This window comes from Pseudoxanthomonas sp. (assembly GCF_027498035.1).
In the GTDB taxonomy this organism is placed as follows: domain Bacteria; phylum Pseudomonadota; class Gammaproteobacteria; order Xanthomonadales; family Xanthomonadaceae; genus Pseudoxanthomonas_A.
In genome coordinates this window covers 2,628,667-2,639,971 of sequence record NZ_CP114978.1, presented here as the reverse complement: position 1 = coordinate 2,639,971, position 11,305 = coordinate 2,628,667, and the positions used below count along the sequence as shown (strand labels likewise).

The window sequence follows — 11,305 nt, the reverse complement described above, 5'->3', positions numbered from 1 at the left end:
CGCAATGCCGCCAGAACCGGGCACTTCCTGCCTCAGCCGCAGCGCACTGAAACGGCCACGCCCTGGTCGTCGACTTCGATGTTCAGGCGCGCGGCGTTGAATTCCATGGTTACGGCCTGGTCGGGCTTGAGCAGGCGCACACTGGACGCGCCGGCATCGCCCTTGGCTTGGGTGGTGTCGGCCTCGGTCGGCGTCTTGCCGACGATCCACTGGGCCTGGGTGGCATCGCAGGCGTTGGCATCGGCCGGCGGAGCGGCATCAGGCGTGCTGGTGGCCGCGGCTTCGGCGCGTTGCTCGGACTGGGCGACGGCCTGTTGCTGTTCGTCCGGCGCAGGACCGCTGCACGCGGCCAGGGACAGGACAAGCAGGGACAGCGGCAGGACGATGCGTGACATGCGAAGGCTCCGGACAGTGAGGAGCCATGTTAACCATCGGCGACGTGCCTGCGCGGACGCCTGGCGGTGTTTTGATGGCCATCGCGGCACCTTGGACGGCGCGTGGCCTGTGCCCCGCGCCCTGCTTCCACCACCGTCCGGGGCGGCGCGGGCCTTGGCAATCAGGCGCGTGCCCAGGCGGCCGTGTTGAAAACGAGAAGGCCGACGCTGGCGCCGGCCTTCCGCGTTCTGTCGTGATTTCCCTGAGGCGGCCGTGATGGTGGCCGGTGCGGGAAACGCCAACCTCAGTTGGCGGCGACCTGGGTGCCGCTACAGCTGACGGCGGTGATCGCGTTGTTGTCGCCGATCTGCACGTTGACGGTCGAGCCGCCTTCGGTCGATGCGGCATCGCCGTTGCCGCCGGTGGTCAGCGCCGTGCTGTCACTGTCCACGCGGATGCGCTCCAGCGTGGGCTGCGCGGCGGCCAGGCCGACCGCGCCCTTGACCATGTCGGTGTGGCAGGTGCCGGAAATGGTGCCGTCCAGCGGTTCGAACGCCAGCGGCGCCGAGGCACAGGCGGACAGGGCAAGTGGCAGGGCAACGGCTACGGCAACAAGGGCAAGGCGCATGTGGGTCTCTCCGGTCGGGCGCGAACGCAGCGAAGCATTGCCCGCTACGTGTTGAGGCTTGATGAAACTCGGTGTCGATGTTGTCAAAAAGTCTCCTTGGCCCGCGCTGACGGAATGGCTCAAAGCCGCGTCAACATCCGGCAAGGCATCGTCGCTTGCGGCATTCGTCAGTACGGCCGAAGACTGCACCAGCTGACCCCGGGCCATGGCCTGGTCGCCCGAGCAGATTTCGTCATCGACCAGCGCAACCCGGCGCCGGGTTCCGGCAAATGAAGATGGACATAGGCGTTGCAGGGTGCACCGCGGTGCGTGAGGTCCACTGGAGGCGTGGCACGCGTAACGGCGACCATGCCGGTGCAAGCGGTGCTGCATGAAGTCTTCGATACGCGGCATCGACTGCATTCGATAACAGCCTTGGACACGCCGGAGCGCGTGGAATTTATGCATTCTTTACGCCGGGCGGTCGTGTGTGCCGTGGAGACTTTACGCAGCGCGGCCGGACCATGGCGACCTTGCGGCGGAGCGGTTCCGCCTGGGGTGACAACAACATGTGTGTGCGTCAGTTCAAACGCGCGCTGCCGGCCATCGGCCTGGCGGCGGCTTCCCTGTTCGGCCCGGCCGCGCAGGCTTCAACGCTCTCGGGCAATGCCACCCTGACCAACGATTACGTCTGGCGCGGGACCACCCAGACCCAGGGCGATTTCTCCACGCAGGCCGGGGTGAAGTGGGCCGCCGACAGCGGCATCTACGCATCGGCCTGGGGCTCGAACGTCGAGTTTTCGCCTGAGACCCATGCCAGCAGCGAACTGGATCTGGTCGTTGGCTGGAGCGGCGCGCTGTCGACGGACTGGACCCTCGATACCAGCCTGACCCATTACCGCTATCCGTCGACCACGGTCGATCTCGACTGGACCGAGCTGGGCGCGACGCTGACCTGGAAGCAGCACAGCTGGCTGCAGGTCGGCTGGTCCAACGACGTGCTCGCCACCGACGCGACCGGCACCTACGCGCAGCTCGGGACGCGCGTGCCGCTGGGCGAGGCCTGGCGCATCGAAGGCGCGGTCGGCCACTACTGGCTAGACAACGCCTATGGCGACAGCTACTCGCACGCCCAGCTCGGCGCGGTGTGGGCGTTCAAGGCCCCGTTCGAACTGCGCGTGACCTGGCACGACACCGACCATGCCGCCCGCGCGCTGTTCCCCGGCCTGGCCGGGTCGCGCGTGGAAGCGGCCGTGCAAGCGTCCTTCTGATCTGGAGATGTGCCATGCCTGGCTGGCTTGCGTTGTTCTGCGGTGCGCTGGTGCTGATTGCCGCCGCCTACCTGCTGTACGTCGTGCTGCGTCCTGAAGACTTCTGAGGACGCCGACATGACCCAAACCCTTCTCCTGTTCGTCATCGCCATCGCGTTGGCCTGGCCGCTGGGCCTGTACCTGGCGCGGGTGATGCGCGGTGCGCCGATGCGCGGCGATCGCGTCTTCGGCCTGATCGAAAAGCCGCTGTACGCGCTGTTGGGCACCCGGCCCGGCCGCGGCATGTCCTGGCGCGGCTATGTCGGCGCGTTCCTGCTGAGCAATGCCATCGTCGGCGGACTGACCTGGGTCGTGTTCATGACCCAGGCATGGCTGCCGCTCAATCCCGATGCGATTCCCAACATGCGCTGGGATACCGCGCTGCACACGGTGGTGTCGTTCCTGACCAACACCAACCAGCAGCATTACTCGGGCCAGGCGCAGCTGTCGTATCTGTCGCAGATGACCGGCATCGTCGGCCTGCAGGTGGTGACGCCGCTGATGGGCCTGGCCCTGGCAGTGGCGACGCTGCGCGGGTTCTTCCCCGATGACGCGCGCCGCAGCGAGGGCGACGACCGCAGCATCAACGTGGGCAATTACTACGCCGACGTGATCCGCGCCAGCGTGCGCTTCATGCTGCCACTGTGCCTGGTGTGGACGCTGCTGCTGACCAGCCAGGGCGTGCCGTCCACGCTGCAGGCCGGTCCCACCGCCACGCCGGTCGAACAGGGCACCGCGTTCACCGCGCAGAAGATCCCGCTGGGCCCGGTCGCGGCGATGGTCGCCGTCAAGCAGCTGGGCTCCAACGGCGGCGGCTGGTACGGCCCCAACAGCGCCATGCCGCTGGAGAACCCGACCCCGCTGTCCAACTTCATCGAGCTGCTGGGCATCGTCCTGATCCCGCTGGCCATCGTCTTCATGGTCGGTGGCTTCACCGGGCGCAGGAAGCTCACCGGCCTGGTGTTCGGCAGCATGCTGGTGATGTCGGTGTTGTCCACCGGCGCCTCGCTGTGGTCGGAAGGCCACTCGGCCACCGCCGCCAGCCCGCTGCTGATGGAAGGCAAGGAGCTGCGCTTCGGCGTCGATGGCTCGGCGTTGTGGTCCGCGCTCACCACCCAGGTCAACAACGGCTCGGTCAATGCGATGCATGACTCGCTGGCGCCGCTGACGGGTGGTGTCGCGATGGTCAACATGCTGGTCAACGCGATCTGGGGCGGCGTGGGCTGCGGGCTGCTGCAGTTCATCGTCTACCTGCTGCTGACCGTGTTCCTGGCCGGGCTGATGACCGGGCGCACGCCGGAGATCTTCGGCCGCAAGATCGAAACGCCGCAGGTGCGCCTGCTGGCGCTGCTGATCCTGCTGCAGCCGATCGTGGTGCTGGGTTTCACCGCCTTCACCCTGGCCATCCCGTCGATCACCGGCAACTCCAATCCAGGTTTCCACGGCATCAGCCAGGTGTTCTACGAGTACACCTCGGCCTTCGCCAACAACGGTTCGGGTTTCGAAGGGCTGGGCGATGGCACGGTGTGGTGGAACCTGAGTTGCGTGGCGGTGCTGCTGCTGGGCCGCTTCCCGGCGCTGATCATCCCGCTGGTGGTGGCCGCGCAGTTGGGCGCCAAGCGCCGTGCGCCCGAGTCGCCGGGCAGCCTGCAGATCGAGACGCCCACCTTCGCCCTGACCCTGATCGCGGTGATCGCCGTGCTGACCGTGCTGCAGTTCATGCCGGCGCTGGTGCTGGGCCCGGTCGCCGAACACCTTGCGCTCAACGCGCACTAAGGCCTTTCCAATGAACACGACAACCCTTCCCTCCCATCGCGCCAAACAAAAGCTCATCGACGGTGCCGGCCTGCGCGCGGCCTTGCGCGATGCCGTGCTGAAGTTGAACCCGGCCAAGCTGGCGCACAGCCCGGTGATGGCCGTGGTCATGGCCGGCACGCTCGTCAGCCTGATTGTCACGCTGAGCGGCAACGCGCCGCTGGGCTTCGGCCTGACGGTCAGCGCGATCCTGCTGCTGACGGTGCTGTTCGGCAATTTCGCCGAAGCCATCGCCGAGGCGCGCGGCCGCGGGCAGGCCGCTTCGCTGCGCAGTGCACGCCAGGATCTTGTGGCGCGCAAGGTCGATACGGTGCGTGGCCACGCCCATGAGGCGCGCACGCCGGCCTCCGAGCTGCGCACCGGCGATTACGTGATCGTTTCGGCCGGCGAGTTCGTCCCGGCCGATGGCGAGATCGTGCGCGGCCTGGCGACCATCAACGAGGCTGCCGTCACTGGCGAATCGGCCCCGGTGCTGCGCGAGGCCGGTACCGATCGCAGCGGCGTGATCGGCGGGACCAAGGTGTTGACCGACGAGATCGTGGTGAAGATCACCGCCGAGCCGGGGCACAGCTTCCTGGACCGCATGATCGCCCTGGTCGAAGGCGCCAACCGGCAGAAGACGCCCAACGAGATCGCGCTGACGCTGCTGTTGGCGGCGATGACGCTGACCTTCCTGATCGTGGTGGCCACGCTGCCGGCAATCGGTGCGTTCGTCGGCGTGCGCGTGGATCCGCTGTTGCTGATCGCGCTGCTGGTGTGCCTGATCCCGACCACCATCGGCGGCCTGCTGCCGGCGATCGGCATCGCCGGCATGAACCGCGCGCTGGCCGCCAACGTGCTGGCCAAATCCGGCAAGGCGGTGGAAGTGGCCGGCGACGTCGACGTGCTGCTGCTGGACAAGACCGGCACCATCACCCACGGCGACCGCCAGGCCACGGTGTTCCATGCGCTGGCGGGCGTGGACGCGTCGCAGCTGCGCGAGGCGGCGCTGCTGTCCTCGTTGGCCGACCCGACGCCGGAAGGAAAATCCATCGTCAGGCTGGCGCGCGAACAGGGCTGCGCCACGGCAGAACCTGAAGTTGCCGATTACCTCGCCTTCAGCGCCCAGACGCGCATGTCCGGTGTGGACGTGGCCGGGCGCGCGATCCGCAAGGGCGCCACCGATGCCATCGCCCGCCATGTGGCCGAACTGGGTGGCAGCGTGCCGCCGGAACTGGCCGGTCGCGTCGCGCAGGTCGCGCGCGGCGGCGCCACGCCGCTGGTGGTGGCCGAAGGGCGCCACGTGCTGGGCGTGGTCGAGCTGTCGGACGTGGTCAAGCACGGCATCAAGGAGAAGTTCGCCCGCCTGCGCGAGATGGGCATCCGCACGGTGATGATCACCGGCGACAACCCGCTGACCGCCGCGGCCATCGCCGCCGAGGCCGGCGTCGACGACTACATCGCCGAAGCGAAACCCGAGGACAAGCTGGCCCGCATCCGCGCCGAGCAGGCCGGCGGGCGCCTGGTGGCGATGGTCGGCGACGGCACCAACGATGCGCCGGCGCTGGCCCAGGCCGACGTGGGCCTGGCGATGAATTCCGGCACTCAGGCGGCGAAGGAAGCCGGCAACATGGTCGACCTGGACAGCGATCCGGCCAAGCTGCTGCAGGTGGTGGAAGTGGGCAAGCAGCAACTGATCACGCGCGGCGCGTTGACCACCTTCTCACTGGCCAACGACGTGTCCAAGTACTTCGCGATCCTGCCGGCGCTGTTCGCCGCGGCGCCCGCTTCTATTGGTATGGGGTCGATGGCTGCGCTCAACGTGATGCACCTGTCCAGCCCGCGCAATGCGGTGCTGGCGGCGCTGATCTTCAACGCACTGGTCATCCCGGCGCTGATTCCGCTGGCCCTGCGCGGCGTGCGTTTTCGTCCGGCTACGGCCACGGTGCTGCTGCGTCGGAACATGCTGGTCTACGGCGTAGGCGGTGTGGCGCTGCCGTTCGTGGCGATCAAGCTGATCGACCTGTTGCTGGCCGCGGTGGTGGGCGCATGAGCCGCGTCGACCTCGCCCACCTGCTTGCGTCCTTACCCAACAAGAACCCCGTTCGAGGTATCGCCATGTCGTCCCCTGTATTGCATGGCCGCGCCGCGTGGCGCCCGGCCATCGTGCTGTCGTTGATCACGTTGGTTGGATTGGGCCTGGTCTATTCGCTGGCCGGCACCGGGCTGGGACGCGCTGCGTTTCCGGACCAGGCCACCGGCAGCTTGGTCCGCCAAGGCGAGACGGTGGTCGGTTCGTCGCTGATTGCCCAGCCGTTCACCGGCGCGGGCTGGTTCCATCCGCGTCCATCGGCTGCCAGCTACGACCCGATGGCCGCGGCCGGCAGCAACCAGGCGCGCAGCAATCCTGATCTGCGCAAGCGCGTCGACGCAGCGATCAGCGAAGTGGCTGCGCGCGAGGGTGTGGCGCGTGCAGATGTGCCTTCGGACCTGGTGACCCAGTCCGGTGGTGGGCTGGATCCGGACATCTCGCCGGCTGCGGCGCGCATCCAGGTTGCACGTGTGGCACGGGCGCGTGGTTTACCGGTCGAGCAGGTGGAGGCGCTGGTGCAGGCGCATACGTTGGGGCCGCAGTTTGGGGTGTTGGGGCAGGCGCGGGTGAATGTGTTGAAGTTGAATCTGGCGTTGGAGGCGGTGGTTGCTCGGCGTTGATTGCTTGTGGGTTTGGATGGTTTATGTGCGTCATGCGGAACGAAGGCAAAGGCAAAGGCTTTCACGCCGCTTCGCGGCGCGAGCTACTTTTGTACTTGTCAAAAGTAGCCAAAACCGCCAGCACCGTCCCAAAGAGGGGATTGAAAACACTCGCCGATGCTGCGCATCGGTGCCCTGCGCTCCTCGCCTGAAATGGCACGGCGCGGGAACTCGCTACGCTCAGACACCCGCGCCTCTTCGTCCATTTCAGCCTGCGGTGCTCGGTTCGCTTTAAGGCGCTGAACGTCAGAATCAAGATCAACATCTGAGCAACAGCAACAGCAACAGCAACAGCAACAGCAACAGCAACAGCAACAGCAACAGAAACAGAAAGAAACGCAGGATCACCGGAACGAGCGTTGCAACAGAATTGTCACGTGCAATAAAAAGAACGTTTTCAACATTTATCGGGTGAACGCAGATCAGAGCCGAAGCAAACTTTGGCTTGGCTTGGCTTGGCTTGGCTTGGCTTGGCGGGCCTGTGGTGCTGAGTCTTGCCGCACTCTTCAATCCGTCATTCCCGCGAAGGCGGGAATCCAAGGACTTTGATTTCTTACAGCTCACCTGGTGAATCTAGACGCTGATTCATTTCTTTGAGGAAGCAACGTCCCTGGGTTCCCGCCTTCGCGGGAATGACGATCTGAAAGGGTGCAGCGCGATACTCGTCGCTGCCGCTGCCGCTGCCGCTGCCGCTGCCGCTGCCGCTGCCGCTGCCGCTGCCGCTGCCGCTGCCGCTTCGGCTTTTGCTGTTCGCGCTTGATCCAACCGAGCCGTAAAGCGAGCCGAGCACCGGAGCTGGGCGTGGCCGAAGAGGCGCGGTGTTTGAGCGCAGCGAGTTCCGCGCCGTGCCGCGTCCAGCGAGGAGCACAGGGCACCGGCGCAGCGCGCCGGCGAGTGTTTTCAATCCCCTTTTTGGGACCGGCGAAGACGGTTTTGCCTACTTTTGCCAAGACAAAAGTAGGGCGTGCCGCGCAGCGGCGCGAACGCTCTGCTTCTGATCTCCACACAGCCAAAGCACCTCATGCCACAACCTGCGACAAAAGCAGACAATCCCCAACCATGACCGACTCCCGCACCCGCCAGGCCGACGCCCTCATCGACGGCCTTGCGCGCGAACACGGCGGCAAGCTCACCGTGTTCCTCGGCGCCGCGCCCGGCGTGGGCAAGACCTACGCCATGCTCAGCCGCGCGCGCGAGCAGCTCAAGCGCGGCACCGACCTGGTGATCGGCATCGTCGAGACCCATGGCCGCAGCGAGACCGCCGCACTCACCGAAGGCCTGCCGCAGCAGCCACGCCGGCGCATGGAGCACCAGGGCCGCCTGCTGGACGAGCTGGACCTGGACGCACTGCTGGCGCGCAAGCCGGCGCTGGTGCTGGTGGACGAACTGGCGCACCGCAATGTGCCGGGCAGCCGGCATGAGCGTCGCTGGCAGGACGTGGTGGAGTTGCTCGATGCCGGCATCGATGTGTGGACCACGGTCAACGTCCAGCACCTGGAAAGCCTCAACGACATGGTCCTGCGCATCACCGGCGTGCGCGTGTCCGAGACCGTGCCCGATGTGGTGTTCGACCAGCTGAACGACATCGTGCTGGTGGACATCCCGCCGCGCGAACTGGTCGAACGCCTGCAACAGGGCAAGGTCTATTTGCCGGAACAGGCGGCGCAGGCGCTGCAGGCGTTCTTCTCACCCTCGAACCTGACCGCGCTGCGTGAGCTGGCCATGCAGACCGCGGCCGAGCACGTGGACAACGCCTTGCGCGAGACGCATGCCGCGCGCGGGCAGACCGGCACGCCGGTGCGCCGGCGCGTGCTGGTGGCCATCGATGGCGGCGGCCAGAGCGAGTACCTGGTGCGCGTGGCGCGGCGTCTGGCCGAACGCCGCGGCGCGCCGTGGACGGTTGTGACCGTGCAGCGGCGCGCGTTCGATCCCGACACCCAGCAGGAAATCGACCAGGCCTTTGCCCTGGCGCGACGCCTGGGTGGCGACACCGAGCTGCTGCATGGCCCGGGCATCGCCGATGCGCTGCTGGACTGCGCCGGGCACAACAGCGTGTCGACGCTGGTGCTGGGCCGCACGCGCGAGCGGCCGTTGGCGCGGATGATCAACCGCACGCTGACCCAGCAGCTGATCCAGCATGGCGCCCACCTGGAGATCAACATCGTCAGCACGCCGCTGGCACGGGCCCGCGCGCGTCGCGCCGCGCATGGGATCGGCACGCGCCTGGCTCGTCACGATGTGTTGCTGGTGCTGGCCGCCACGTTGGCTGCGGTTGGCCTGTCGTGGCTGGCGCAGCGCTGGATCGGCCTGGACGATCTGTCGATGGTGTTCATCGTGGCGGTGGTGCTGGTGGCCACGCGCACGCGCATGACCGCGGCGGTGTTGACCGCGGCGCTGTGCTTCTTCGCCTACAACTTCTTCTTCATCGAACCGCGCTTCACCTTTGCCATCGGCGCGCGCCAGGGCGTGGTCACGGTGTTCCTGTTCCTGGCCGCCGCGCTGGTCGCCGGGCGACTGGCCTCGCGCCTGCGCATGCAGGTGCTGGCGTTGCGTGCGGCCAACCGCCACGCCACCGCGCTGCAGACGCTCGGGCGCGAACTGGCCACCGCCGCCGACCTGGGCCAGGTGCTGCACGCCGGCCGGCTGTCGCTGGAACGTGCGCTGGACGCGCAGGCCTGGCTGCGCGTGGATGACCTCATCGAAACCGGCGTCGTCGCCACGCCCGGTGACACCGACCTGGCGGCCGCCACCTGGACCCAGCGCCACGGCACGGCCAGCGGACGCGGCACCGACACGTTGGCCGGCGCGCAGTGGTGGTTCGCGCCGATGCGCGCTGGCGAGCAGGGCGCCATCGGCGTGGCCGGCCTGCATGTGGACCGCGCCGGTCCGCGCCTGGGTTACGAACAGCGCCGCCTGGCCGAGGCGATGATCGAGGACATCGCCCAGGCCGCCCTGCGCACGCGCCTGGTCGCTGACCTGGAAACCGCCCGCGTCGGCAACGAAACCGAGCGCCTGCGCTCGGCCCTGTTGTCGTCGGTGTCGCACGACCTGCGCTCGCCGCTGGCGGCGATGATCGGCTCGGCCAGCAGCCTGTCCGGCTATGCCGAGGCCATGCCGCTGGAAGACCGTCGCGCGTTGCTGGACACCATCCTCACCGAAGGCGAGCGGCTGGACCGCTACATCCAGAACCTGCTCGACATGACCCGCCTGGGCCACGACGGCCTGAGCCTCAACCGCGACTGGATCGGCGTGGACGAACTGGTCGGCTCAGCTGCGCGTCGCCTGCAGCGCTACCAGCCCGATGTGCGCCTGGCGATGACCCTGGCCGACGACCTGCCGATGATCTGGGTGCATCCGGCGCTGGTGGAGCAGGCGGTGTTCAACGTGCTGGAAAACGCGGCCAAGTTCTCCCCGCCCGGCGAGGCGGTCACTGTCGATGCGCGCCTGGCCGAGGGCGGCCTGCGCATCGACGTGGGCGATGTCGGGCCGGGCATCCCGGAGGCCGAACGCGCGCGCATCTTCGATATGTTCTACAGCGTCGAGCGCGGCGATCGCGGCCGCCACGGCACCGGCCTGGGCCTGACCATCTGCCAGGGCATGATCGGCGCCCACGGCGGCAGCGTCGAAGCCCTGCCCGGTCGCGACGGGCGCGGTACCCTGATCCGCATGACCCTGCCCCTGCTGCAACCGCCGCCCCCCGACGATGTCGACGACCTCGAGTGATCCTGTCGCCAGCGCGCCGCCAGCGCGCGTGCTGGTGATCGATGACGAAGCGCAGATCCGCCGCTTCCTGGAGATCAGCTTGCGCGCGCAGGGTTACCTCGTGCTGCAGGCCGGCGATGGCCGCAGCGGACTGGAACTGCTGGCCACCCAGGGCGCCGAGCTGGTGATCCTGGACCTGGGCCTGCCTGACCTGGACGGCCACGAGGTGCTGGCCCAGCTGCGCCAGTGGAGCCAGGTGCCGGTGCTGATGCTGACCGTGCGTTCGGCCGAAAGCGAAAAGGTGGCCGCGCTGGATGCCGGCGCGAATGACTACGTCACCAAGCCGTTCGGCACGCAGGAACTGATGGCCCGCGTGCGCGGCCTGCTGCGCCAGCGCGTGGTCAGCGAGGCCGGCGCATCACCGCTGTTCGACGACGGCCACCTGCAGATCGACCTGGTCCGCCGCGAAGTCCACCTGGACGGCGCGTCGGTGGTGCTGACCCGCAAGGAATTCGCGCTGCTCTCGCTGTTGCTGGCCAATGCCGGCCGCGTGGTCACCCAGCCGCAACTGCTGCGCGAAGTCTGGGGCCCGACCCACGCCGAAGACACCCACTACCTGCGCATCCTGGTCGGCAAGCTGCGGGTGAAGCTAGGAGATTCGGCGCTGCATCCGCGCTATATCGCGACTGAGCCGGGCGTGGGATTACGATTCATTGGAGGCTGAGCGCGCGTCGATGCGCTTGACGCCACGTTCGCAACGAAGAAG

At 67.7% G+C, this 11,305-nt stretch carries 12 protein-coding genes; 8 read left to right on the top strand and 4 right to left on the bottom strand.

Features of this window, described 5'->3' with window-relative positions; genetic code table 11:
• Positions 1-32 precede the first annotated feature (32 nt).
• On the bottom strand, positions 33-395 hold the full coding sequence (locus O8I58_RS11460) for an I78 family peptidase inhibitor (protein WP_298315909.1): 363 nt from the start codon (positions 393-395) through the stop codon (positions 33-35).
• A 284-nt stretch (positions 396-679) separates the two neighbouring features.
• On the bottom strand, positions 680-1,003 hold the full coding sequence (locus tag O8I58_RS11455; RefSeq protein WP_298315906.1) for a hypothetical protein: 324 nt from the start codon (positions 1,001-1,003) through the stop codon (positions 680-682).
• Between the two features lie 96 nt (positions 1,004-1,099).
• On the opposite strand from O8I58_RS11455, the gene O8I58_RS11450 reads away from it, so the two are divergent.
• From O8I58_RS11450 to kdpC, 6 genes are all read left to right on the top strand, one after another.
• Positions 1,100-1,276 carry a hypothetical protein gene (locus O8I58_RS11450; protein WP_298315903.1) on the top strand — a complete coding sequence of 59 codons (177 nt, stop codon included), beginning with the start codon at positions 1,100-1,102 and terminating at the stop codon, positions 1,274-1,276.
• A 281-nt stretch (positions 1,277-1,557) separates the two neighbouring features.
• Positions 1,558-2,253: a TorF family putative porin gene (locus O8I58_RS11445; RefSeq protein ID WP_298315901.1), complete on the top strand. Its 696-nt coding sequence runs from the start codon at positions 1,558-1,560 to the stop codon at positions 2,251-2,253.
• A 14-nt stretch (positions 2,254-2,267) separates the two neighbouring features.
• The gene (locus tag O8I58_RS11440) at positions 2,268-2,360 is read left to right on the top strand and encodes a potassium-transporting ATPase subunit F (protein WP_298315898.1); all 93 of its coding nucleotides are present in this window, start codon (positions 2,268-2,270) and stop codon (positions 2,358-2,360) included.
• 10 nt (positions 2,361-2,370) lie between these two features.
• Positions 2,371-4,068 carry a potassium-transporting ATPase subunit KdpA gene (kdpA, locus tag O8I58_RS11435; RefSeq protein WP_298315895.1) on the top strand — a complete coding sequence of 566 codons (1,698 nt, stop codon included), beginning with the start codon at positions 2,371-2,373 and terminating at the stop codon, positions 4,066-4,068.
• Positions 4,069-4,078: 10 nt separating this feature from the next.
• A complete protein-coding gene (gene kdpB, locus O8I58_RS11430; RefSeq protein ID WP_298315893.1) occupies positions 4,079-6,139 on the top strand; it encodes a potassium-transporting ATPase subunit KdpB in 2,061 nt (686 codons plus the stop codon).
• Between the two features lie 65 nt (positions 6,140-6,204).
• Positions 6,205-6,798 carry a potassium-transporting ATPase subunit KdpC gene (gene kdpC, locus O8I58_RS11425; RefSeq protein WP_298315891.1) on the top strand — a complete coding sequence of 198 codons (594 nt, stop codon included), beginning with the start codon at positions 6,205-6,207 and terminating at the stop codon, positions 6,796-6,798.
• 297 nt (positions 6,799-7,095) lie between these two features.
• On the opposite strand, the gene O8I58_RS11420 is transcribed toward kdpC, so the two are convergent.
• Positions 7,096-7,377, bottom strand: coding sequence for a hypothetical protein (locus O8I58_RS11420; protein ID WP_298315889.1), 282 nt, complete (start codon positions 7,375-7,377; stop codon positions 7,096-7,098).
• Positions 7,378-7,390: 13 nt separating this feature from the next.
• Positions 7,391-7,627, bottom strand: a complete 237-nt coding sequence (locus tag O8I58_RS11415; protein WP_298315887.1) for a hypothetical protein — start codon at positions 7,625-7,627, stop codon at positions 7,391-7,393.
• A 269-nt stretch (positions 7,628-7,896) separates the two neighbouring features.
• On the opposite strand from O8I58_RS11415, the gene O8I58_RS11410 reads away from it, so the two are divergent.
• Together O8I58_RS11410 and O8I58_RS11405 are read left to right on the top strand one after the other, a co-directional pair.
• On the top strand, positions 7,897-10,560 hold the full coding sequence (locus O8I58_RS11410; RefSeq protein ID WP_298315884.1) for an ATP-binding protein: 2,664 nt from the start codon (positions 7,897-7,899) through the stop codon (positions 10,558-10,560).
• Positions 10,541-11,263, top strand: a complete 723-nt coding sequence (locus O8I58_RS11405; protein ID WP_298315882.1) for a response regulator — start codon at positions 10,541-10,543, stop codon at positions 11,261-11,263. Before O8I58_RS11410 ends, O8I58_RS11405 begins: the two co-directional genes overlap by 20 nt.
• Positions 11,264-11,305: the final 42 nt, after the last annotated feature.